We start from the raw sequence: 25,779 nt of genomic DNA, 5'->3' as shown, positions 1-25,779 counted from the left end.
TTAATAGTTTAAATATTTTACGGTTAATTTTACTGGGTTATCTGTTGCAGGATTATCTTCAATAATCATATGACTTACATTTTGATTGTAGGTTTCGTACATAATCATTAATGCATAATTTAAATCGCTTTCGGTTAGTAAAATTTCTTCTACAAATCCGCTTAAATCAACAGAATAAAAAGTGTTTTGGCTAAATTCATCTTCATTATCATTTAAATAAGCATAAACAGCACTCTCATTAATATCTGTAAGTTGTTTTAATATTCTATTTTTATGATCTACCACATAAACCAATAAAGATTCTGGTAAAGGATAATCACTATTATAACTACCTACTAATGGCGAAAAAGTTAAAGTTGCGCCTAACGAAGTTGCTTCATTAGAAAATTCTAAAAGTTTTTTTATAGATGGAATTTCTATTCTTGATGCAATACCAACACCAGACTGAATATAAGTAGCATTATTAGTGTCTTTACTATCTTTTATATCTTCGCCATCTGTAAAATTACCGAGCACAGAAGTAGAAAAATCAGATTCTATTTGATTAAACTGTTGTGTTGCACTAGATATTAAAAAATCTACATAGTAACTATTGTCTTCGCTATCATCATCCTTAATGGTATAATAAAGTCGCATACTAGAATTTTCTTCGGATGAAGTAGATGGATAAGCACTAAAACCAAGAATATGACTATTTAAACTAGTGTCTGGTACAATTGCTAATCCTTTAAAATATTGCAGAAAATCATCTGAATTATTAATATCATTATCTACAATTTTATTAAAAATTTCTTCACCTAAAACATCATCCATCTTAATAAAAAGAGAATCTGTTTCTTTATTTGGTTTTGGAGTAAAAGTAGTTTCACCTAAAGATGCTGAATCATAATCTAAAAAAGATTCGTTGTAAAAATCGTCACTATCTTCTGGCTCAAAAGTTTCTGTAATTCTATGCAGTTTATAGGTTTGTACTTTAGTAGTATCGCCATAATAATAAGTATCATAATTTAAAATCATACCTATAGAATCGTAAATAGCATCGTTACTTATTGAGTAAGTAGATGCAACTAATTCTAGATAAGATTTAGCAGTTGTGTTACCAAAATCATCATCTTTAATACTACCCAATAAAATTCTACTTGTGCCAGATGTTACTAAAGAATCTAGTTTAAAAGTTCCTGTATTAACAGTAAAAGTATCTATAACTCTAATCTGTATACCATTCTCAATAAAATCACTTCCTACTTCATAAGTTGCTCCATCTGTTGTACAAGACGAGAAATAAACAATACTTAAAAAGCCTATAATTAAATACCTCATTTTACTTTTTAGAGCAAAAGTATTAGAGGCATTATCACAAAAAATCATAAAATATATAAACTGCCCGATTTTATAGATTTTCTATAAAAAAACACCTCTTAACCCTATATTTAACAGCTTTTAAGAAAATTAACACTTGTTTTACATGTTCATCTATAAAATACCCGTGTTTGTCTATTTCATAGTTATGCCTATTTATTTGCATTTAGTTTTGCCAATAAATACTGAAATGATTAAAATAACACGAATGAAAAAAACAATTTTTACACAAAAAAGAAGTGTCATATATTTTATGGCAATTCTAATTAGCTCTACATTTTTTATTGGATGTAGTGATGATGATGATGATGATGAATATGGAAACTGGGTAGAGAGTTCTACTTTTGATGGAAATTCTAGAGCAAATTCTGTTAGCTTTACAATTGGTAATAAAGGATATTTAGTAACAGGTTATGATGGTGACGATTATTTATCTGATACTTGGGAGTACGATTCTGAAGGAGATTATTGGATACAAAGAGCTTCTTTTCCTGGAACTGCAAGAAGTGGTGCTGTAGGTTTTTCTATTGGAACAAAAGGATATATTGGTACAGGTTACGATGGTAATGATGAGTTAAAAGATTTTTGGGCTTACGATTCTACCACAGATACTTGGGAACAAAAAGCAGATTTTGGTGGTTCTGCAAGATATGGTGCTATTGGTTTTGCCATTGGTAATTCTGGTTACATTGGTACTGGTTATGATGGTAGTGAGCAAAAGGATTTTTGGAAATATGATGTAGCTACAGACACGTGGGAACAATCTGTTGGTTTTGGTGGTGAAAAACGCCAGAATGCCTCTGTTTTTATGATTAATGAAGTTGCTTATTTAGGTTTAGGTATTCATAATGGAACTTACGAAGAAGATTTTTATAAGTTTGATGGTACAACTTGGACACGTTTAACTGATTTAGATGACGACGATGATGATGATGATGATTACGAAATTTTAGTAAGTTCTGCTGTTGCTTTTTCTTTAGATGGGTTAGGTTATGTTAGTACTGGTGTTTATGGCTCTGTAACTTCTACCACTTATTCTTACGATCCTTCTACAGATACTTGGGATGAAATTCCTGATTTTGAAGGTACAGCAAGACAAGACGCCTCTGCATTTTCTTTTGGCTCTTCTGCATATGTTTTAATGGGTAGAAGTGGTAGTTATTATTTTGATGATGTTTGGGAATTTAAACCTTATGAATTAGAAGATGAAGATGACTAATCTTACACAACATATTTTATAATTTTAAAATGCATAAAAATTAAGTTACATTAATTTTTATGCATTTTTTTATGAAAAAAACAACAATCTATTGTGAGTTTTTTAAGACTATTCCTACATAATTTTGCGCAACTAACAATTATCAACTTGAACTTTATTTTCAAAAAATCTTTTACAACCGTAATTATACATGTCTTGTTATGGCTGTTTTTTATATTAATTATTGCCATACAATTTTTTTATAGATTTAATTCAATACCCATAAATTTTTACATTTTAAATTTATCATTGATTATAGTTTTTTATGTGAATTACTCTTTTTTAGTACCTAAACTATTACTAAATAAAAAAATAGGATTGTACTTACTTGTTTTTGTAATGTTTATCTTATTTTTTATTTATGTTTTAGAACCAATATTTTTTTTGTTTAAAGATTATATTCCAGAAAAAAATGATTTTGAAAATCGACTTCGATCTCCTAAAATGGACAGTCCAAGATTCGGATTTAGACCACCAATAATGATTATCTTATTTTTTGTTTTAAGTACTTCTATAAAACTAGTTTCTGAGTGGTACAAAGCAGAAAAAGAGAGAGCCTTAGTAGCATCGCAAAAAGTAACTTCTGAATTATCTTTTTTAAAAGCACAATTAAACCCGCATTTTTTATTCAATACTTTAAATAGTATTTATTCTTTGGCTAATAAAAAATCCGAAGACACCACCGTTGCTATTGTAACACTTTCAGAATTAATGAGATATATGATTTATGAAACCAATCAAGAATATATTTCATTAACAAAAGAAGTAGAATACATTAAGAATTACATTTCACTACATCTGTTAAGATTAAAAGATTCTAGTGGAGTTCGTGTTAATGTTCATGGAGATTTAAATTACAAAATTGAGCCATTATTGCTAATTTCTTTTATAGAAAATGCATTTAAATATGGCACAAATTATAAAGGTGATACCAATATTAGAATCAAAATAAATGTTGAAAATGATGAGCTAAATCTTTATGTTTTTAACGCTTGCCACATTACAAAAGTTAGTGATAAAAATTCTGGAATTGGTTTAGAAAACATTAAAAATCGATTGAATTTACTATACCCAAAACAACACCTGTTAGAGATAAAAAGTGAAAAAAAATCATTTGAAATCAATTTAACCATTAAGCTAAAAAAATAGATGAAATGTATTATTATAGATGATGAGCCTTTGGCATTAGAGTTATTAGAAGATTTTATTTCTAAAATCGATTTTTTAGAATTAGTGGCTTCTTGTTCTAGCGGAATTGAAGCAATGTCTGCTTTACAAACAGAACAAGTAGATCTTATTTTTACAGACATAGAAATGCCCGATTTTTCTGGTATTGATTTTATAAAATCATTAGAACCTAAACCTATGTTTATTTTTACAACAGCTTATTCTCATTATGCTGTAGAGGGTTTTAACTTAAATGCTATTGATTATTTGGTTAAGCCAATTCCTTTTCATCGATTTTTAAAAGCAGCTACAAGAGCCAATAATTTATTATTATCAAAAAGCAAACCTGCTGCTGTAGAAGTGCAAAAAGAAACTTGTGATTTTATTTTTGTAAAATCAGAATACGAGAACATAAAAATTAATTTATCAGAAATAAAATATATAGAATCTTTAAAAGATTATATTAAAATTTACACCAATAAAGAAAAACCAATTTTAACCTTAAGTAGCCTAAAAAGTTTTGAAGAAAGATTAGGAAAAACAAACTTTTTAAGAGTGCATAAATCTTATATAGTGGGTTTAAAACACATTTATTCTGTACAAAGAAATCGAATTATTATAGATGATAAATGGATACCAATTGGTTTAAATTATAGAGAAGATTTTATTAAAAAGATAGATAACTAACCTACAATTCAATAGTTCTAAACGTTAAATTAATTCTTGGCGAATGTACTTTTTTAGTAGGTGGTAATCTGTGTAGCCAATGGGTTTGAGTTCCTTTTTTCATCACTAATAAACTTCCTCTTTCTAAAACAATATCAATTCTTTGTTTGTTCTCTTTATGTTTAAAAGAAAATTTTCGTTCAGCACCTAAAGATAAAGAGGCAATTGCTCCATTTTTTTTCATCATTTTTTCTCCATCAGAATGATAAGCCATTCCTTCTTCTCCTGAATGATATAAGTTTAACAAACAAGAATTATAAGTTTCATTAGATTCTTGTTCTACAATTGCTTTAAGTTCTAACAATTCAGGTATCCAAAGGTTTGCTCTTTTTGTAACTTTAGAATACGTATAAGAATATTCTGATGCTCCATACCAAGCCACTTTTCTTTTGGTGATGATCTTTTTACCAAAAATTATAGCTTCATCATTCTTCCAATTTATTTTATTGAATAATTGCTGATAATAAAAATCACACTGTTGTTTATTTAACACAATTCCGTGATAATTTGTAACGCCATCAAAAGGTAAAATGTTAGTAATTTTATCCGAAGAAAATAAATCCATAGTATAAAAATAATAAAAATTAAGAAATGTCAGTTCGAGTGATTTCGATTTTAAGAGAAATTTTATCGAGAACTATTTGTAATTATCAAATTACTTAACTTACTACATAATGTTAATGTGTTTTATAGAAATTTCACTCATTTTTAGTTGTAAAATCCATACGAATTGATAGAATTTTTGAATAGGTTGCGTATTTTTACAAGATGGAATTTAAACTTGTATCCGAATTTTCGCCAACAGGAGATCAACCTGATGCTATAAAAGAACTTTCTGCAGGAATTTTAGCAGGAGAAAAATATCAAACATTATTAGGTGTTACTGGCTCAGGTAAAACTTTTTCTGTGGCAAATGTGGTAAAAGAAGTAAAAAAACCAACGTTGGTTTTGGCGCATAACAAAACTTTAGCAGCTCAACTATATTCAGAGTTTAAACAGTTTTTTCCAGAAAATGCTGTAGAATATTTTGTTTCTTACTACGATTATTATCAACCAGAAGCATATATTCCTGTTACTGGAACATACATAGAAAAAGATTTATCTATAAATGATGATATAGAAAGATTGCGTTTAAGTACAACCTCTTCCCTACTTTCTGGCAGACGAGATGTTTTAGTTGTGGCTTCAGTTTCTTGTTTATATGGTATTGGAAATCCTGTAGAATTCAAGAAAAACGTAATTCCTATTCACAGAGATCAGCAAATTTCTAGAACAAAATTTTTGCATCAACTAGTACAAAGTTTATATTCTAGAACAGAAATAGAAATAAAAAGCGGAACATTTAAGGTGAAAGGTGATGTTGTAACTATTTATCCTTCTTACGGTGATAATGGTTATCGTGTTCATTTTTTTGGTGATGAAATTGAAGAAATTGAATCTTTTGATTTAGAAAGCCAAACCGTTTTAGAAAATTTTGATGAACTCAATATTTATCCTGCAAACTTATTTGTAACCTCTCCAGATGTTTTACAAAATGCCATTCATCAAATTCAAGATGATATGATGAAACAAGTAGATTATTTTAAAGAAATAGGAAAACATTTAGAAGCAAAACGTTTAAAAGAACGCACTGAATTCGATTTAGAAATGATTCGTGAATTGGGGTATTGTTCTGGTATTGAAAACTATTCAAGATATTTAGATGGTCGTGAACCAGGTACAAGACCTTTCTGTTTGTTAGATTATTTTCCTGATGATTATTTAATGGTGATTGATGAAAGTCACGTTACTGTACCACAAACGCACGCAATGTATGGTGGAGATAGAAGTAGAAAAGAAAATTTAGTGGAATATGGTTTTCGATTGCCAGCAGCAATGGATAATCGTCCCTTAAAATTTGACGAATTTGAAGCTTTACAAAATCAAACCATTTTTGTTTCTGCAACTCCTGCAGATTATGAATTAGAAAAAACAGAAGGTGTTTTTGTAGAGCAAGTAATTAGGCCAACAGGTTTATTAGATCCTATTATAGAAATTAGACCAAGTATTAATCAAATTGATGATTTAATAGAAGAAATACAAGTTAGAGTAGAAAAAGACGAACGTACTTTAGTAACTACTTTAACCAAAAGAATGGCTGAGGAATTGACCAAATATTTAACAAGAGTTGATATACGTTGTAGATACATTCATTCTGATGTAGATACTTTAGAACGAGTAGAAATTATGCAAGATTTGCGTAAAGGTTTGTTTGATGTTTTAATTGGAGTGAACCTATTAAGAGAAGGTTTAGATTTACCAGAAGTTTCTTTAGTTGCCATTTTAGATGCGGATAAAGAAGGTTTTTTAAGAAGTCATCGTTCTTTAACACAAACTATTGGTAGAGCTGCAAGAAACGTAAATGGTTTGGCAATTATGTATGCTGATAAAATAACCAATAGTATGCAAAAAACCATAGATGAAACTGAACGTAGACGTGAAAAACAGATTGCTTATAATACTGCAAATAACATTACTCCTACTCAAATCAATAAAAAAATTGACAATACATTATCTAAATCTGCCATTTCTAGTTATCATTATGACAATGCCAAACAAGTTGCTGCAGAACAAGATTTACAATATTTACCAAAAGAAGAAATAGAAAAACGCATTAGAGAAAAACGCAAAGCAATGGAAGCTGCAGCTAAAAATTTAGATTTTATTGTAGCTGCAAAATTACGAGATGAAATTGCTGTTTTAAAAGAGAAAATTTAAACTAATTTAACCTTAGCAAAAGTTTAAAACACAAAACATAACTATTAAACCAAATCTTTAACAAACTATGAAATTAAAAACCACTATGATCATCCTATTCTTAGGATTAAATTCTTTAGCACAAATTAAATTTGAAAAAGGCTATTTTATTACAAATAACGGGCAAAAAATTGAAGGCCTTATTAAGAATAATGAATGGTTACAAAATCCTAATTTTCTTATTTACAAGAAGACAATTGATGCTGAACAAAAAAAATTAACGCTTAAAGAAGTTAAGGGCTTTGGTGTTTATGGTTCGTCAAAATATATTAAAGCCATTGTTAATATTGATAAATCTAGTAAAATTTTAAAAGAATTAAATGAATTTAAAGAACCTAAATTCGAACAAGAAGAAATCTTTTTGAAGGTATTAATAGAAGGTGATACCAATTTGTATTCTTATAAAAATGGAAATTTAGTAAGATTCTTTTTCAACAAAAATAATTCTGAAATTGAGCAATTAATATTTAAAAAATATAAAACTACAGAAGGTAAAATTGCTATAAATGATAAATTTAAACAACAATTATGGGTAAGTTTAAAATGTGAAAACATATCATTCAAAACATTTAAAAATTTAGATTACAAAGAGCAAGATCTTATTCATTTTTTTGAAAGATATTACAACTGTATGCAATCTGAATATATTTCTTTTAAAAAGAATAAAGACCAAGATTTATTTAATCTTACACTTAGAGCTGGGCTTAACAATTCTTCTTTAAAAACTGGCAATAACACTTTTGATGCTGATAGCCCATATTTTCCTGATTTTGGAAATCAATTAGGTCTTAGATTAGGAGTTGAATTAGAGTTTATTATGCCATTTAATAAAAATAAATGGGGATTTATAATAGAGCCAACTTACCAATCTTATAAGGCAGATGTTGACCAAAAAAATTCTACCTCTGTAGATTATAGTTCAATAGAATTACCAATTGGAGTAAGACATTATTTCTTTCTTAATAATAGCTCTAAATTGTATATTAATGGATCTATAATTATTGATTTTAGTAATGGAGAATTACTGAGTCAAGAAATACAATCTAGTTCTAATTTTGGTTTTGGTGTTGGTTTTAAAAGTCAAGAAAAATATTCTATAGAATTTAGATATCATACCAATAGAGACCTCTTCAATAATTATTTAAATAATTATTCTGAATATAAAACGATGTCTATTATATTTGGATATACTATATTTTAAAAACTAAACTATGCTTAAAACATCAGTAATACACCCAACAATAATGGAAGTTCTTGCACGTTCAGGACACTTTGCACAAGTAGTAATAGCAGATGGTAATTTACCTGTTGGTGCTATGAATGGACCTAATTCTACAACTGTTCACTTAAATTTTAAACCAGGTTTATTAGATGCTTTAACTGTTCTAGAAGGTATTTTAGAAGTTTGCCCAATACAAGGCGCAATTGTTATGCAAAAACCAGCAGAAGCAAATGCAGAAATACATAATTCTTACAAAGAATTATTAGGTGATGTTTCTTGGGATGAAATGGAACGTTGGGCTTTTTATGATAAAATAAGAGATCCGTTAACAACATTAATTATTCAAACAGGAGAGCAAAGAAGATTTGCGAATCTAATACTTACAGTTGGTGTTGTAAAAATGGCAGAAGAAAGTAATTTTTAATTCTTATATTTATATGTAAAATTTAAAATCATAAAAAAGCTATGAAATTTTTATTGACTTTAAACCTAATTTTCTTAATTTCTTTTAGTCTATTTTCACAAAAATATTCATTTAAAAAGAATGGCTATTATTATACCAAGACTAAAACAGCAACTTCAGATTTTATAAGTACAAACTGGAATAAAAACTTGCAAAGTAAAGGTTATGTTTTTGGTGTTGAAGCAATTCTTTTTAAAGAAAATAAAGAGATAAGTGTAAGCGATTATTTTTATGGATTATTTCATTCAAAAAAGAATAATTATGAAGCCTCAATAGATTTTTTAGAAACTTATCTAACTTTCAATTCAAATTTAAAATCAAAAAGTAATTACACAATTAAGGATAGTATTATAACATTTAAAATATTTCCTTTTACGAAACCTACTATTAAAAAAAATGAAATCAAATCTATTATTTATAGTGGGAAGTATATTGATGAAAACAACTTTACATTAACATCAAAAAACACTTATAATTATAATAATCAATTGATTAAAAGTATTGAAATCAGTAAAAAATACATTTTTAAACCTTTTGTAATAAAAAGAGAAAAATTTTATAATGATGATTTAAAAGAAATTAGTTTTCAGGATTATAAAAAGTTAGCAGAAGATAATTCAAATATTTTATTTAATGAAACTAATGATAGCCTCATTTTTAAAATGGCTTTTAAGAAAATTAAGACTGGTAGATTCAATGTCAATGAGTTTGATAAAATAAAAAATCGTATTGAAAATATTACGAATAATCCTATTGATAAGGACAAAACTATAATACTAAATTTTATTAATTTAAGTTGCGATTGTCCTAATAATGAACATTTAACTCATTTTAAAAAAAGATACAAAAAGTATTTAAAAAAGATTGATAAAAAAGATAATATTCAACAACTTTTTATAACTATTAGAACAAGTAATCTTAATATTGGTATAAATTACTTTAATGATAATGATTCTTATTTAACTAAAACATTATACAAAAAAATTCGTTCTAATGCTTTTGTAATTATCAAACCTAATGGAAATTATTACCTAGAAAGAGAAGGTTATAATTTTAATTTAAATAAAATATTAGAAAAAATTTAGTTTAAACTACCTTACTCCAATCTCATTTATCATATCTGAAGATGGATTTCTCTGTTCTTTAATATCAAAATAAATAAATACTGTAACTATTATTGATAGTATATAAAGTACAAATTTTGCTAAATATGCAAAGCCAAGAAAACCTAAATACACTGGGTCTGAAAATATACTAATCAAATCAGCAGTTTCTTGATTTTGAATCATTAAAGCCATATCAGTCCCCATATACATAGTAGCTGGTAAATTAACTACATACCCAACAACACCAATTAGTATTTGTACAACAATTAAAATTCCAAAAGTTTCCCACCAGTGTTCTTTTATAAATCCAAAAGAATCATTTATTGCATCGAAAACACCTTTGTTTTGAAAAATTAGTAAACAAATCGATAAAGATAAAACAACACCTAAATAAATACCTGGCACAAAGCAAAATAACAGTCCAAAACCAACTATAATACCAACTAGAAAAAATAAACCAACATAAGACCAAAAATTCTCTTTAGATAGCTTTTGTACTTCTTTATAATTTACTGTTCCTTTATTTTCTACATAAGATTTTATATAGGATAATGAAGCAACTGTTACTAATGCATAAGCAACTAAGTAAGCAAAGATAAAACCTATAAAAGGTATTAATAATTGTGAAAAGTTAAAATTAATGTCATTCTCATATTGGCTAAATTGCAACAAATCTGCATACATAGGCATAAAACTCATTACAAAATACAAAGCAAAACAAACCGCAATTAAAACAGGAACAATCGCTATTTTTAAGATTGTACCGAAAAAAGGTTTCCATTCTACACTTAAAAACTTAAAAGTATCAGAAAGCATATCTCCTAAACCTCTAACTTTTTTAAAATTTACAAAATTCTGTTCTTCCATACTTTCAGTTTTCAAAGCAATTTTTTAAAGCTATCTTCTACTATAATTTGGTGATTCTTTTGTGATAGCTACGTCATGAGGATGACTTTCGTTAATTCCGCTTGCAGTAATTCTAACAAACTGACCAGTTTCTTTTAATGTTTCTACATCTTTAGCTCCACAATAACCCATTCCTGCACGCAAACCACCAACAAATTGATGAATACTTTCAAACAATTCACCTTTATAAGGTACACGACCTACAATTCCTTCAGGAACTAATTTTTTAATATCATCTTCTACATCTTGAAAGTATCTGTCTTTAGAGCCTTGTTTCATAGCTTCTACAGAACCCATTCCTCTATAAGATTTAAACTTTCTACCTTCGTAAATAATTGTTTCTCCAGGAGATTCTTTAGTACCTGCTAATAAAGAACCTAACATAACTGTGTCTGCTCCTGCAGCAATTGCTTTAGGAATATCACCAGTATAACGAATTCCACCATCAGCAATTACAGGAACTCCACTACCTTTTATAGCATTTGCAACTTCTAACACTGCAGAAAACTGAGGAAAACCAACACCAGCAACAACTCTTGTAGTACAAATAGAACCTGGTCCAATACCAACTTTTACAGCATCTGCGCCAGCAGCAACTAAATATTGAGCTGCTTCTGGAGTAGCAATATTACCTACAACAACATCTAAATTCGGAAACTTTTCTTTTAAATTTCTTAATACTTTTACAACACCTTCTGTATGTCCGTGAGCAGTATCAATAATCACAGCATCTACGCCAGCATTTACCAAAGCTTCTGCTCTATCAACAGCATCTTGTGTTACCCCCAAAGCTGCAGCAACTCTTAATCTACCATAAGTATCTTTGTTTGCAATTGGTTTTTGAGTAACTTTAGTAATATCTCTAAATGTAATTAATCCTTTTAATTTGTAATCTTTATCTACAATTAAAAGTTTTTCTATTTTATTTTTTTGAAGAATAGCTTCAGCGTCTTTTAAAGAAGTACCAACATCTGCAGTAATTAAGTTTTCACTTGTCATTACTTCAACAATAGGTCTGCTATTATTATGCTCAAAACGTAAATCTCTGTTGGTTACAATTCCTTCTAACTTACCATCTTTATCAACTACAGGTATACCTCCAATACTATGCTCACGCATATTATTTTTAGCGTCTGCAACAACAGCAGTTAAAGGCAAAGTAACAGGATCTAAAATCATACCACTTTCTGCTCTTTTTACTTTTCTAACTTCTTGAGCTTGTTGCTCAATAGTCATATTTTTATGTAAAACACCAATACCACCTTCTCTTGCCATAGCAATTGCTAAAGAAGATTCTGTAACAGTATCCATAGCTGCTGAAACTATTGGTACATTAATAGTAATGTTTCTCGTAAATTTTGTTTGAATACTAACTTCTCTTGGAAGAACTTGAGAAAAAGCTGGAACTAAAAGAACGTCGTCGTAAGTTAACCCTTCTCCTAAAATTTTGTTTTCGTGTGCTATCATTTTGCAATTAAGATATAATTGCGTGCAAATTTACGATTTATATTTATGGTAAACTAATTTAATCCTAAACCTTTAAAAACTTAACAATTTAGTTACTTATTAAAAAGAGAGAATAATATCAATATCAAAAAATAATACTTTAATTAATGTCTATTTATTCTAAATTAAACTTGTGAAATTGAGATGAGATTGTATATTTGCCGAAATCAAAAAAAACTATTTTAAATTAATCTAAATAAAATGAGGAAAGTTATTTCTGTTGGTATAGCTCTAATTGCAATGATAATTAATGCTCAAGAAAAAAAGAAAGAAAATTCTTCTTTAGATTCCGTGCAAAAATTAGATCAAATAATAGTATCATCTAAAGCTATTTTTGGTAATAAATTTGTGGCTAAAAATAGAACTGGTTCTGCTTATTATTTATCAGCTAAAGAATTACAAAAGTTTAGTTTTACAGATATTAATAAAGCGTTAAGAAGTGTACCCGGAGTTAGTATTTATGAAGAAGATGGTTTTGGTTTGCGCCCAAACATAAGTTTAAGAGGTACATCTCCAGAAAGAAGTTCTAAAATAACTTTAATGGAAGATGGTGTTTTAATTGCTCCTGCTCCTTACAGTGCTTCTTCTGCATATTATTTTTCTACCATTGCCAGAATGGAAGCTATAGAAGTTCTAAAAGGTAGCAGTCAAATACAATATGGCCCTTTTACAACTGGTGGAGCTATTAATATGGTTTCTGCTCAAATTCCTACTGAATTTAATGGTAAAGTGAGAGCAAGTTATGGTAGTTACAATTCTAATCAATTACATGCAAAAATTGGTGGAGGCAATAAAACTATTGGTTATGTTTTAGAATATTTAAACTATGGTTCTGATGGTTTTAAAACTTTACCAAGTGGTAAAAATACTGGGTTTAATAAAAATGATGTTGTTGCTAAAATAAAAGCAAATCTTTTTACGAATGCAATTGTTAAACAATCACTAGAATTTAAATTTCAATATTCGGATGAAGTTAGTAACGAAACCTATTTAGGACTTACTGAAACTGATTTTAACAATAATCCATTTGCTAGGTACGCTTCTTCTAATGAAGATAAAATGACAACAGATCATACACAATATGCATTAACCTATAAAATTGATTTTTCTAAAAATTTAAGAGTAACAACAACTGCATATCAAAACAACTTTGCTAGAAATTGGTATAAATTAAATGATGTTACTTTTAATGGTGATAAGCAGTCTATTTCTAATGTAATAAATAATCCAAACATTTTAACAGATCATTTTGCAATAATAAATGGCTCAATAAATTCTGAATCAGATGCCTTAGGTATTAAAGCAAACAATAGAGAATACACTTCACAAGGTATACAAACCAAATTAGATTACCATTGGTACAAAGGTGATACTTTTCACGATTTAGAAATAGGTTTACGTTATCATTATGATGAAGAAGATCGTTTTCAATGGGTAGATAAATACAGCATTTCAAATACTGGTAGTTTAGCTTTAACTACAGCTGGTGTTGCAGGTACAGATGCCAATAGAATTTCTAGCGCCATTGCTTTCGCTTCTTATGTAACCTATAAAATAAAATTTAAAAATTGGACATTTACTCCTGGTATTCGCTATGAAAACATTAGCTTAGAGAGAGAAGATTTTGGCTCTGATGATGTTAATAGAACTGGAGTAAATCTTTCTGAAAGAGAAAATAATGTTGCTATTTTTATACCAGGAATTGGTACAAATTACAAATTTAACAACGACTTTTCAATTTTTGGAGGTATACACAAAGGTTTTTCACCTCCAGGAAATCAAGATGGTCAAGAACCTGAAGAAAGTATTAATTACGAATTAGGTACTCGTTTTACAATTGCAGGTATAAATGGAGAGCTTGTTGGTTTTTTTAACGATTATTCTAACCTTTTAGGAAGCGATTTAGCTGCTTCTGGAGGAACTGGTTCTTTAGATCAGTTTAATGCTGGTGAAGTAAATGTTAATGGATTTGAGTTATTATTAAACTATAATTTCGCAAAAAAAGATGCTAAAATAGCTTTACCTATCTCTTTTGGATATACCTATACAAATACAGAATTTAAATCTAATTTTGGAAGTTCAAATGATTTATGGGGAAGTGTTACAGTTGGTGATGAAATACCTTATATCCCTAAAAATCAATTTAATATTGGTTTTTCTGTGGAACATTCTGATTTTGAAATTAATTTAAATGCACGTTATAGTGGAGCGTTTAGAACACTTGCTGGTTCTGGAGATATCCCAGACAATGAAAAGGTAGATAGCAATTTTATTGTTGATGCTTCTGCTAAATATTTTTTAACAAACTCATTAAGTATAACAGCAAATATTATAAATATATTAGATGAAACTTATGCAGTTTCTAAAGTACCTGCAGGTTTAAGACCTGGACATCCTTTTGGTATATATGGTGGCTTAGAATTTAAATTCTAAGACTATTAATATTTATTAAATAGAAAAACTCGAGCAATTTATTTTGTTCGAGTTTTTCTGTATTTCAAAAAGAGGTTTTTTCCTATTTATTTTCTAATTTAAAATATAGAACTTAACTAACTACAAATATAAAACATAGAAACGTTGCTTATTTGTGTTTACGTTGGCAAACATTTGACTAAAGCAGTTACTTTTTTGCTTTTTTCTGAGTCTGTTTACTAGGTTTCTTTTTATTTTTAGGAATTAGTTGATCCATATCTATTATAGGCAAGCAAATATTTATTGGAAGACTTGCAATTTTATATGCTAACATTCCTCGAGTAGCACCAATTGCTGTACTCAAGAACACATACATTAGTTCATCATTAATGAATATTTCTTTATTTCCGTCAATAAACTTAATATCATCATCAGTAAAATTTAGGGCACTAAATGATGTGCTGGTTTCTAATTTTAAAAATTCCTTATGCTTGGTGCTTTGATTAGAATAAAAGTGTACAATTACACCAATAAAAAGTATATTCTTCTCAAAATCACCTCTAACAGAAAACCCTAATTTGATTTCAACATTTTCATCATCAAAGTTTTCTATTAAATCATCTGTGACTTTACTAGAAAAAGAAATCTCTTTGATTTCTTGAATTTTCACGCCAAAACCCTCATTTTTTTTATTCATAACTTAACAATCAGCCAATACTGTATTTCTGTAATTTTGTGAATATTTTTTTAATGGAACTCTCTCTTTTAATGGATTATAATTTCTAGGAGTATATAATTGGTCAGAATTAATAAAATAAACGCAAACTTTTTCCTCTTTTTGAAGAGGTTTTTCATTTACAATTTCAATTAATTTGTCACCCAAAATATCTTCAATTCTAGCAACAGTCTTTAAAGTAAAATTATGTGAACCAGACAGCCATTTACTTACTTCTGACTCATTTTTGCCTAAAGCCTTTGCTAAATCCTTTTGATCCATAGATTTTTGTTCAAGTAGGAACTGAATTCTATTAGATAAATCAAATGTATAATCAACAAAAATATCAACGTATTTAGAGCGATACTTTCGTATTTTGTCTAATATCTTATTTTTTTTCATTTTTAATGTAAAATTTTAAATCACCCATTAATTCTTTTCTAAATACAATAGTCTTGCCAGTTTGTATGCGACTATCAATAAAACGATCAATTTTCTTTAATGTTTCAACACATTGATTTAAAAAGGGGTCTTCATTGTAAGTTTTTGTGTTTTTAATTCCTCCATTTCCTAGAATCACTATTTTTTCATTTAGTCTTATAGCATATAACCTCAAGCTAGTACTTGAAAGATATTCAGGTAAAGCTGCGACCTTGTCTCGTCTTGTCCCTGCGTTCCTAAAATGTCTTGGTTCTGCACCATTTTCACCTATTCTATCTATTAGTTTTGATAAAATTTCAATGTCTTCTTCCAGACCATCATTATCTAAAACTTCATTGAAAAAACACTCTGCTTCAGAAAATTCCTTATCAGCATATCTGATTGAATAGAAATTGACTTCAGTATGTTCTTCAAAAATTTCGACAATTATCTCTCGACTGGAATTCACTTTTAAGTTAAGTACAATATTAAACTATTCATTTTAGATTTGCAAAGATTATTAAAATAAATTAACTTATAAGTGAATTATTTAAAGAATTCTTAACATCTTTTCAACAAATAAACGTTTGCCAACAACGTGTATAATCTATTGCTGAATTCTAGCCTAATTGGAAATTCCTAAGGAATTTCCTCTGATTTGTTTCATTTTTACTAAATTAGTTGCTGAAACACGCTACTAACCATACACGTATTCCAAGATCAAATCCTAATAAAATTTAGTTTTTTTCTTTTAATAACTCTGGAAATTTCTTTTTAAACTTATTTAATCTAGGAATCGAAACCGCTTTTACATAACCTTGATTTGGGTTTCTTTTTTCAAAGTCTTGATGATATTCTTCAGCCTCGTAAAATTTACTATGTTGGGTTACTTCTGTTACTATTTTACCATCGTAAACTTCTTTATTTAATTTAGCAATTTTATCTTCTATAATTTTCTTTTCTTTTTCCGTTTGATAAAAAGCAATGGATCTATATTGAGTTCCATAATCTGGATGCTGTCCGTTTTTAGTAGTAGGATTATGTGATCCAAAAAAAACGGTTACTAAAGTTTCAAAACTTACTTCTTTAGGGTTGTAATATACTGCTACAGTTTCTGCGTGCCCAGTTTTTCCTGTTCCAATAGATTGATAAGTTGGGTTTTTAGTTTCTCCACCTGCATAACCAGAAACTGCTTCTTCTACTCCTGCTACACTTTCAAAAATGGCTTCTACACACCAAAAACATCCGCTTGCGAAATAAGCAACTTTAGTATTTTTATTGGGTTTGTATGTTTTTATTAATGTTTCATTTTCTTCTTTTTTCGAAAAGCTAAAACAAGAAATTAATAAAAAAGAAAAGGCAATTGATAAAATAGGTTTTAGTAGCTTCATATAGTTAATTTAAATTACTGTTTTTACAAGATTTATTATCTAAAGTAAACTTTTTAAAAAGATTATTTCTTTATAAATAAAATTTGCACCAAGAACATAAATAATTCTTGGCACAAATTTCTGAACTTTTAACTCGATAAAAAAACTCGAATTACTTAATATGTCGTAGTTTAACTAAACTTCATACATTTTGTTTACAACTTTAGCATTTTGTTAAGAAACCCAGTTGCTAAAAATAGTTGATATCCCTATTTTTGTGCGATAAATTAAAAGTTTTAATGGAGCATTTTATAGTTTCTGCACGTAAATACAGACCACAAAATTTTGAGGATGTTGTTGGGCAACAAGCCATAACTAACACGTTAGAGAACGCTATAAAAAACAACCATTTAGCACAAGCCTTATTGTTTACAGGTCCACGTGGAGTTGGTAAAACTTCTTGTGCACGTATTTTGGCTAAGAAAATAAATCAGCAAGATGTAGAAGTTTCTGATGATGAAGATTTTGCTTTTAATATTTTTGAATTGGATGCTGCTTCTAATAATTCGGTTGATGATATTAGAAATTTAACCGATCAAGTACGTATACCACCACAATCTGGTAAATACAAAGTTTATATTATTGATGAGGTGCACATGTTATCTCAAGCTGCATTCAATGCTTTTTTAAAGACTTTAGAAGAACCACCTGCACACGCCATTTTTATTTTAGCTACTACAGAAAAGCATAAAATAATACCTACAATATTATCTCGTTGTCAAATATTCGATTTTAAAAGAATTGGTGTTTTAGATGCTAAAAATTATCTAAAAACCATTTGCGAAAAAGAAAACATTACAGCAGAAGATGATGCTTTACATATTATTGCCCAAAAAGCTGATGGTGCAATGCGTGATGCTTTATCTATTTTTGATAGAGTTGTTAGTTTTTCTGGCAAAGAATTAACTCGTGAAGCTGTAACCGAAAACTTAAATGTTTTAGATTACGATACCTATTTTAATATGACAGATTTGTTGCTAAACAACAAAATACCTGATGTATTAAATGCATTTAATTCCATTTTAGGTAAAGGTTTTGAAGGGCATCATTTTATAAATGGTTTAGCGAGTCATTTTAGAGATTTGCTAGTTGCTAAAGACAAAGTAACTTTAGATTTATTAGAAGTTGGTGATACTGCTAAAAAGAAATATTTAGAGCAATCTACCAAAGCAAGTATTCCTTTTTTAATGCAAGCGATTAACAAAGCGAATGATTGCGATTTAAACTACAGAACTAGTAAAAATCAGCGATTGCTGGTGGAATTAACTTTAATGCAGATTGCCTCTATCACTTTTGATGGAGAAAAAAAAAAGCCAGCTAACTACATAATTCCTGCAACATTTTTTCAAGCACTTTCTCCTGCTCCTAAAAAAGCAGTAAAACCTGTTGTAAATAAAGTAGAGGTTTCGCAACCAAAAACATCAGAAGAAATAAAACCAAAACTAGGAAAACCAATTTTAAAATCGGTAAAAAGGCGTACTTCTTCTCTTACTTTAAAAAGTATTCATGAGAAAAAAGTAGTGAAAAAATCTATTGCTGAAGAAAATTACGATAATCATCCAAAAGATCCATTTAAAGAAGAAACTTTACAAAATCATTGGAAAGAATATCCTGTATTATTACGTAAAAAAGGTGAAAACAATTTAGCTTCAATTATTGCTTCAGGAACTCCAAAACTATCAAAAGGTTTTGAAATCATTTATACTGTACCTAGTAATTTAATGAAAGATGAGTTCTTAAAAGGTAGACCAAAATTATTGGCTTTTTTAAGAGAAAAACTAAACAATTACGGTATTTCTATAAATGTTGAGGTTAACGAAACAATTCAGAAGAAATTCGCATACACGAGTCAAGAAAAATTTAACAAGCTAAAAGAGAAAAACCCTTTACTCGAAAAACTACGTCAAACTTTTGAGCTAGACTTCTAATTTTTCTTCTTCAATTTTATAAGCATCACCAATATCTTTACCTAAATAAGATAACACTAAATCTTTCTTTTCTTGTTTTGCTTTTTCAAATTCGGCTATTAAATAAATCCCTTTTTTGTTCTGTATAAATAAAGGAATTGCCTTTTCTTCTTTTTCTAAAGTATCTAAAATATTCTGATATTCAACTTCATTAGCGACTTTAACCTCAGTAATATTAGGATTTTCCCTAAAAGCTTCACTCATATTAATATAATCGTCTTTTGGTGTAAAGAAGCCATATTTTTCCTCTTCTGTTGCATCACTAACTTCTGTAGAAGATGCTAATCTAAACGAACCGTGTTCACCAAAAACTTTAGAGAAATTATTTAATGCATACCTATTTACAGAATCATTACCTGTTAAGGCAATTAAATATCCAACATCATTTAATTCAATATTATCGGTTAATTCATCATCATAAATATTTACATTAAAAGCTTCTAAATCATTTTCTGTAGCTTTTTCAATAAAGTTTTTATTAGAATCGATTAAAACTACTCTTTTGCCTTTTTTGGTTAAAAAAGCAGCAATTAATCTTGCAGGTTTAGAAGCACCAACAATTAAAATTCCGTTCGATCTTTTTAGAAAAACACCTACCATTTTAGCAAATAATCTTGCTGTGGTTGCGTTTAAAAGTACGGTTCCTAAAACAATCATAAATACTAAAGGTGTAATGTACTCTGCACCTTCTACGCCTTGTTTTAATAATTTACTTCCAAATAAAGAAGCAATACCTGCTGCAACAATACCTCTTGGCCCAACCCAACTGATGAAAAGTTTTTCGTTTAATTTTAATTTGGATTTATAAGTACTTGCAAAAACTGCTAATGGTCTTATAATAAATACAACAATGGCAAATAAAGAGGCTGTTTTCCAAGTATATAACAACAATAAATCTTTCATATTAATGTTTGCTGCCAATAAAATAAACAGAATTGATATTAATAAAACACTCAAGGATTCTTTAAAGTAAAGCAATTCTTTTAAGTTTTTTAGTTTACCATTACCCAAAACCATCCCCATAACTACAACTGCTAATAAACCAGATTCATGTGCAAATAATTCTGATAAAACAAAAACCATTAATACTGATGATAATGAAACTACATTTAGCAAATAATGAGGTACCATTTTTTTGTTGATTAAATATGCTAAAGCGTGCGCAAACGTAAATCCGAAGGTAGTACCGAATAATAAAATTTTACCAAATTCAATTAATGCAGTTTTGGTAAAACCACCACCTCCACCAACACTTATAAACTCAAAAACCAATACTGCCACTAAAGCACCAATAGGATCTATTAAAATTCCTTCCCATTTTAAAACTGTAGATATATCCTTTTTTAGCGGAATGTTTCTTAAAATAGGTGTAATAACTGTTGGTCCTGTAACTATAATTAAACCTGCAAATAGGTAAGAAAGATCCCAACCTAAACCAAATATATAATGTGCTACAACACCTGCTCCAAAAAATGTAATTGCAGAACCTAGTGTAATTAATTTTGTAATTACGGGACCAACATTTTTAATTTCACTCCTTTTTAAAGTTAAACCTCCTTCAAAAAGAATAATACTAATGGCTAGCGATACAAAATAGTACAAACTCTCTCCAGGAAATAATCCTTTTTCACCATTCCAAATTGGTTCTATCCATTTAGAACCATCATCGCTTAAAAATTCAGCAGCTATTGGCCCTACTAATAAACCAATTAAGATTAAAGGTAAAATGGCAGGAATTTTAAATTTCCAAGCCACCCATTGTGCCAATATTCCTAAAATGATGATACCTGCTAATTCTAACATATTTTGTGCCTAAGTTTAATTAGTAAATTTAAGAATGTTTATTTATCTTAAAAATAAAATCTATAGTTTTTTTCTTTCTTTTAAAGTTTGGTATATTGTGCCAATAACTACTAAATCGAATAATTTTCTTGCAAAAATTTGATAAAATCCTAATTGGGATTGCTTTTTCACCAAACTTAAAACCGAATTTATTTGAAGCAGTTAGATTAGCTAATATGTTTCAAGCAGAATTAGTTGGTGTTCATGTTGGTGAAAAATCCGAAGAAAAAGAACAGAATATACAAGCTATTTTAAAAGAAGCAGATCTATTAACCACCAAATTTACTCCCATTTGGCAAAAGGGTAATCCTGTAGATGTTATTTTAAAAACTTGTAAACAACAACAGATCGATTTATTAATTTTAGGTGCCTTACAGAAAGAAAATTTCTATAGATATTATGTGGGTTCTATTGCTAGACAAATTACAAGAAAAGCACCTTGTTCTGTGCTTTTATTAATAAAACCATCTATTGAAAGACAGCCTTGTAAAAAAATTGTGGTAAATGGTTTAGAAGATAAAAAAACAGTAGAAACTATTAAAACTTCTTTTCTAATAGCGAATTATCTTAACTGTAAAAAAATTACAATTGTTGAAGAAATTAAACAAGAAGAATTAAAAGTTAAGGTAAATGATGACAGATCTTTACGTAGAGCAAATATTAATAAAGAAAGAATAGAAACGAGAGAAAATAGACGTGTAAATAATATTTTAAAAGATATTGAATGTCAGAATTTTTCTGTAAAAACTCAAAGTATATTTGGTAAAAGAGGGTATTCTATTGGCCATTATGCGCAAGTAAAAAGAGCTGATTTATTGGTTATGAATGCGCCTAAAAAACTAGGAATCTTAGATCGTATTTTTCCGCATGACATTGAGTACATTTTATCTGAATTACCAACCGATGTTTTAATTGTAAAATAGATGAAAAAACAGAGTACTTTTAAAACATTTTTATCAGAAATACCTCAAAATTTATTTTCAGGATTTGTAGTTTCTTTAATTGCGCTGCCTTTAGGTTTAGGTTTAGCCTTGGCTTCTGGTGCACCACCAATTTCAGGAATTATAGCAGCAATTGTTGGTGGTATAGTAGTTTCTATTATTGGTGGATCTAATGTAACTATTACTGGTCCAGGAAATGGTTTGGTTGTAGTAATTTTAGCTGCAATTACCACTTTAGGAAATGGCGATATGCAACAAGGTTTTTTATATACTTTGGCTGCTGTTGTGGTTTCTGGAATTATTATGATAATTCTTGGTTTTTTAAGAATGGGCTCTTTGGGAGATTTCTTTCCTTCTTCTGCTATTCAAGGAATGTTGGCTGCTATTGGTATAGGTATTTTTGCCAAACAAATTCACGTAATGTTTGGTAATACTACAGCAAAAGGTAGCATTATTGAGTTGCTTTTACAAATACCATCAGGATTCATAAAATTTATAAAAACAGATAGTAATAGTATGTTTTATGCGGGTTTAGTAGGCATATTAAGTCTGTTAATTATGATTTTTTATGGCAAAATTAGAAATCGATATTTAAAACTGATTCCTGCACCCATGTGGATTGTAATTTTAAGTATTGGCTTTTATTCTTATTTCGAATATTTTTCTAATGCTAATTATCCTATTGATAAACATTTATTAATCAATTTGCCTAATGATGTTTTATCAAAATTTGCTTTTCCAGATTTTGGTAAAATCTATGAATTCGATTTTATTAGTGCTGTAATTAGCATAACTTTAGTTGCTAGTATAGAAAGTTTACTAAGTATAAAAGCAGTTGATAAATTAGATACTTTAAAAAGAAGATCTAACGTAAATAAAGATATTAGAGCCTTAGGAATTGCAACTGTAATTAGTGGTTTTTTAGGTGGTTTAAATGTAGTTACTGTTATTGCAAGAAGTTCTGTAAACGTTAATAATAAAGGTAGTAATAGATCTGCAAACTTTTTTCACGCAAGTTTTTTAATCCTTTTTATATTATTATTTGCGGCTCAATTGCGTAAAATTCCATTGCCAGCTTTGGCAGCAATTTTAGTATTTACGGGTTACAAATTAGCATCACCAGAAAACATTATAAAAGTTTTTAAAGTTGGTAAAGAACAATTGGTTATCTTTTTAATTACACTTTTAACTACAATTGCAACGAGTTTAATTTCAGGTATTTTAGTAGGTATTTTTGCTACATTTATTATTCATATTATGATTAATAAAAATGCTGAATTGTTCTTTAAAAACGTAGTAAAACCTAATGTTTTAATGTTTAAAGAAGATGATATTTATTATGTAAGTGTTAAGAATTTTTCAAGTTTTTTAAACTATACAAAATTAAAAAGTAAGCTCAATCAAATTCCGGAAACAGAAGAAGCTATTATCGATTTTTCTATGTGCGATTTTGTTGATGATTCTGTAATGGAAAATATGAGTAATTATGCCGAAAGTTTTACCAGAAAAGGCGGCCATTTTGAGGTTATTGGTTTAGATGATGCAGAATCTAAAAGCAATCATCCTTTTGCTTTGCGTAAAATTATTCCGAAACAAATGAGCTCTTTAAACAAAGTATTTACCAAAAGACAAGGTTCTATAGAGGATATTAGTAAAAAACTGAATTGGCAATATGATGCTTTTTCTGATGTTGAAATGAAAGAGTTACCGAACTTCGGATATTTTAAAACTAGAAAAATACAAAAAGTTTCTAATGTACTTTCTAACAATTCATCCACTATTTTTGATGTACATTTTTCTGAAGGTGAACTAATTGCCAAACGGTTAGTTAAAACCACAATGATGCACATTCATACAAAAAAAGAAATTCCTAATTTTACTTTAGATAAGGAAAATCTATTTGAACATATTTTACATTTTGTGGGTTATGATGATATTGATTTAGACAATCATCCAGATTTTAGTAGACGTTTTTATTTATCAGGAAAAAATGAAAATAAAATAAAAGACTTTTTTACAGATGATTTAATTCTATTTTTCGAAAGTAACCAACAATATCATATTTCAGCAACCGAAAAAGGCCTTTTGGTATTTGGTAGCGAACGTTTAGCAAGTGTAAAAGAAATTAAAGCACTGGCCTATTTTGGTATTGGTTTACAGAAAATTATTGCCTAAAAATTAGACAGTAAAAACTCTAACTTTTTTATTTTTTAAACGAACATTATTTAAACTTTCTGTTAATCTTTTAACTTCAGAAACGGGTACAGCAACAAATGCACAATCTTGTTTTAATTCAATAGCACCTAATTGATCTTTATTTAGGTTTCCTTTTTTAAAGAATAAACCAGCAATATCACCTTTAGAAATTTTATCTTTTCTACCACCAGAAACAAACAAAGTTTCCCAAAAAATAGGTTTTAATTTTTGCTTATTAGAAATATCTGCATTTGTAGAACCTTTTATAAATTCTGGTAAAATTTCTTTTTGCCATTTTAAAACATAAGCAGTTCCTTTTGCATCAACTCTTGCAGTTCGTCCATTTCTGTGTGTAAATTCTTCTATTCTTTGTGGTAATTCATAATGAATAATGTATTTCATTTCTGGAATATCTATACCTCTTGCAGCTAAATCTGTAGCCAACAAAATTTGACTAGATCCATTTCTAAACTTAATTAAAGAACGCTCACGATCTCTTTGTTCCATACCTCCAGAAAAGCAAGAATGGGCTATTTTATTTTTACTTAAAAATTCACTTACGTGCTCAATACTACTTTTTAAATTACAGAAAATAATTCCAGGTTTATTACCTATATGTTTTAGTAAATTTAAAAGCGTTTCATTTTTATTTTTTGCTTCTGATGCAACTATCTTAATATCTAATTTCTTAGATTTTTTACCTGTTAAGTAATTTATTGTAGTTGGTTTATTCAATTTTACAAAATCAGGAATTTCTGCATCTTGTGTTGCTGATGTTAAAATTCGCTTATTAATATTTGGCAATTGATTAATAATACCTCTCATTTCATATTCAAAACCAACTTCTAAAGATTTATCAAACTCATCTAAAATTAAAGTTTTAATACTTTCTTTAGAAAAACGATCGTTTGCAAAATGATCAGAAATTCTACCTGGAGTACCAATTAAAATACTTGGTGTATGTTTAATTTCTATTTTATCTTTAGCCATAGAACGCCCTCCATAAACAGCATTTACTTTAAAACCTGTTCCCATTTCTCTAATAACCTGCTCAATTTGAATGGCTAATTCTCTTGATGGCACTAATATTAAAACCTGAATATCTTTATTTTCAGGATCTATCAACTTTAGAGTTGGCAAAAGAAAAGCTAAAGTTTTACCAGTACCTGTAGGCGAAAGAATAATAGTATTTGTAGTTTTATCAATAACAGAAATTGCTTCGTTCTGCATTTCATTCAACTCATAAATATTTAATTTTGCTAAAATATCTTCTTGATTTTTAATGTTATTTGCCATACTATTTTATCTCTAAAAAAATTAAATGAAGTTGATTGATTATAAATTTCG

Annotated in this window: 21 protein-coding genes; 11 read left to right on the top strand and 10 right to left on the bottom strand. The window is 28.5% G+C overall.

Features of this window, described 5'->3' with window-relative positions; all coding sequences use genetic code 11:
• Positions 1-1,320 carry a DUF4270 family protein gene (locus BW723_RS12425; protein ID WP_162274038.1) on the bottom strand — a complete coding sequence of 440 codons (1,320 nt, stop codon included), beginning with the start codon at positions 1,318-1,320 and terminating at the stop codon, positions 1-3.
• Positions 1,321-1,567: 247 nt separating this feature from the next.
• Between BW723_RS12425 and BW723_RS12420 the strand changes: the two genes are divergently transcribed.
• From BW723_RS12420 to BW723_RS12410, 3 genes are all read left to right on the top strand, one after another.
• The gene (locus tag BW723_RS12420) at positions 1,568-2,578 is read left to right on the top strand and encodes a Kelch repeat-containing protein (RefSeq protein ID WP_068360685.1); all 1,011 of its coding nucleotides are present in this window, start codon (positions 1,568-1,570) and stop codon (positions 2,576-2,578) included.
• A 423-nt stretch (positions 2,579-3,001) separates the two neighbouring features.
• Positions 3,002-3,766 (top strand): sensor histidine kinase, encoded by a 765-nt coding sequence (locus tag BW723_RS12415; RefSeq protein ID WP_162274037.1) that lies wholly within the window; start codon positions 3,002-3,004, stop codon positions 3,764-3,766.
• Positions 3,767-4,471, top strand: a complete 705-nt coding sequence (locus BW723_RS12410) for a LytR/AlgR family response regulator transcription factor (RefSeq protein WP_068360599.1) — start codon at positions 3,767-3,769, stop codon at positions 4,469-4,471. It begins immediately after the preceding gene.
• Position 4,472: 1 nt separating this feature from the next.
• Here BW723_RS12410 and BW723_RS12405 read toward each other — a convergent pair whose 3' ends face one another.
• Entirely contained in the window at positions 4,473-5,075 is a 603-nt protein-coding gene (locus BW723_RS12405) for an alpha-ketoglutarate-dependent dioxygenase AlkB family protein (protein WP_068360602.1), read from the bottom strand.
• Between the two features lie 203 nt (positions 5,076-5,278).
• On the opposite strand from BW723_RS12405, the gene uvrB reads away from it, so the two are divergent.
• From uvrB to BW723_RS12385, 4 genes are all read left to right on the top strand, one after another.
• Entirely contained in the window at positions 5,279-7,267 is a 1,989-nt protein-coding gene (gene uvrB / locus BW723_RS12400; RefSeq protein WP_068360605.1) for an excinuclease ABC subunit UvrB, read from the top strand.
• Positions 7,268-7,334: 67 nt separating this feature from the next.
• Positions 7,335-8,507: a porin family protein gene (locus BW723_RS12395; protein WP_083139748.1), complete on the top strand. Its 1,173-nt coding sequence runs from the start codon at positions 7,335-7,337 to the stop codon at positions 8,505-8,507.
• 10 nt (positions 8,508-8,517) lie between these two features.
• Positions 8,518-8,952 carry an RbsD/FucU domain-containing protein gene (locus tag BW723_RS12390; protein WP_068360608.1) on the top strand — a complete coding sequence of 145 codons (435 nt, stop codon included), beginning with the start codon at positions 8,518-8,520 and terminating at the stop codon, positions 8,950-8,952.
• Positions 8,953-8,993: 41 nt separating this feature from the next.
• A complete protein-coding gene (locus BW723_RS12385; RefSeq protein WP_068360612.1) occupies positions 8,994-10,076 on the top strand; it encodes a hypothetical protein in 1,083 nt (360 codons plus the stop codon).
• 6 nt (positions 10,077-10,082) lie between these two features.
• Here BW723_RS12385 and BW723_RS12380 read toward each other — a convergent pair whose 3' ends face one another.
• Together BW723_RS12380 and guaB are read right to left on the bottom strand one after the other, a co-directional pair.
• Complete coding sequence (locus BW723_RS12380; RefSeq protein WP_068360615.1) at positions 10,083-10,964, bottom strand: hypothetical protein; 882 nt, start codon at positions 10,962-10,964, stop codon at positions 10,083-10,085.
• A 30-nt stretch (positions 10,965-10,994) separates the two neighbouring features.
• Complete coding sequence (guaB, locus tag BW723_RS12375) at positions 10,995-12,470, bottom strand: IMP dehydrogenase (RefSeq protein WP_068360618.1); 1,476 nt, start codon at positions 12,468-12,470, stop codon at positions 10,995-10,997.
• A 240-nt stretch (positions 12,471-12,710) separates the two neighbouring features.
• On the opposite strand from guaB, the gene BW723_RS12370 reads away from it, so the two are divergent.
• A complete protein-coding gene (locus tag BW723_RS12370) occupies positions 12,711-14,942 on the top strand; it encodes a TonB-dependent receptor family protein (protein ID WP_068360621.1) in 2,232 nt (743 codons plus the stop codon).
• Positions 14,943-15,129: 187 nt separating this feature from the next.
• Here the strand turns inward: BW723_RS12370 and BW723_RS12365 are convergent, their stop codons facing one another.
• The 4 genes from BW723_RS12365 to msrA form a co-directional block, all read right to left on the bottom strand.
• Positions 15,130-15,618 carry a hypothetical protein gene (locus tag BW723_RS12365; RefSeq protein ID WP_068360623.1) on the bottom strand — a complete coding sequence of 163 codons (489 nt, stop codon included), beginning with the start codon at positions 15,616-15,618 and terminating at the stop codon, positions 15,130-15,132.
• A gap of 3 nt (positions 15,619-15,621) precedes the next feature.
• The gene (locus BW723_RS12360) at positions 15,622-16,038 is read right to left on the bottom strand and encodes a helix-turn-helix domain-containing protein (RefSeq protein ID WP_068360626.1); all 417 of its coding nucleotides are present in this window, start codon (positions 16,036-16,038) and stop codon (positions 15,622-15,624) included.
• A complete protein-coding gene (locus tag BW723_RS12355; RefSeq protein ID WP_068360629.1) occupies positions 16,025-16,525 on the bottom strand; it encodes a hypothetical protein in 501 nt (166 codons plus the stop codon). Before BW723_RS12355 ends, BW723_RS12360 begins: the two co-directional genes overlap by 14 nt.
• A 268-nt stretch (positions 16,526-16,793) precedes the next feature.
• Positions 16,794-17,447 (bottom strand): peptide-methionine (S)-S-oxide reductase MsrA, encoded by a 654-nt coding sequence (gene msrA / locus BW723_RS12350; protein WP_068360632.1) that lies wholly within the window; start codon positions 17,445-17,447, stop codon positions 16,794-16,796.
• Between the two features lie 278 nt (positions 17,448-17,725).
• Here msrA and dnaX point away from each other — a divergent pair, with 278 nt between their 5' ends.
• On the top strand, positions 17,726-19,414 hold the full coding sequence (gene dnaX, locus BW723_RS12345) for a DNA polymerase III subunit gamma/tau (RefSeq protein ID WP_068360635.1): 1,689 nt from the start codon (positions 17,726-17,728) through the stop codon (positions 19,412-19,414).
• Here dnaX and BW723_RS12340 read toward each other — a convergent pair.
• On the bottom strand, positions 19,403-21,256 hold the full coding sequence (locus tag BW723_RS12340; protein WP_068360638.1) for a cation:proton antiporter: 1,854 nt from the start codon (positions 21,254-21,256) through the stop codon (positions 19,403-19,405). The two genes, dnaX and BW723_RS12340, sit on opposite strands and share 12 nt — an antisense overlap.
• Positions 21,257-21,471: 215 nt before the next feature.
• Between BW723_RS12340 and BW723_RS12335 the strand changes: the two genes are divergently transcribed.
• Complete coding sequence (locus tag BW723_RS12335) at positions 21,472-22,218, top strand: universal stress protein (RefSeq protein ID WP_226789206.1); 747 nt, start codon at positions 21,472-21,474, stop codon at positions 22,216-22,218.
• Positions 22,219-24,411 carry a SulP family inorganic anion transporter gene (locus tag BW723_RS12330; protein ID WP_068360644.1) on the top strand — a complete coding sequence of 731 codons (2,193 nt, stop codon included), beginning with the start codon at positions 22,219-22,221 and terminating at the stop codon, positions 24,409-24,411.
• A gap of 3 nt (positions 24,412-24,414) precedes the next feature.
• On the opposite strand, the gene BW723_RS12325 is transcribed toward BW723_RS12330, so the two are convergent.
• Positions 24,415-25,728 carry a DEAD/DEAH box helicase gene (locus tag BW723_RS12325; RefSeq protein WP_068360647.1) on the bottom strand — a complete coding sequence of 438 codons (1,314 nt, stop codon included), beginning with the start codon at positions 25,726-25,728 and terminating at the stop codon, positions 24,415-24,417.
• Positions 25,729-25,779 lie beyond the last annotated feature (51 nt).

The organism is Polaribacter reichenbachii, from assembly GCF_001975665.1.
Lineage (GTDB): Bacteria > Bacteroidota > Bacteroidia > Flavobacteriales > Flavobacteriaceae > Polaribacter > Polaribacter reichenbachii.
Note: the sequence above shows the minus strand (reverse complement) of the source record. Positions and strands in the feature narration are given on the sequence as shown.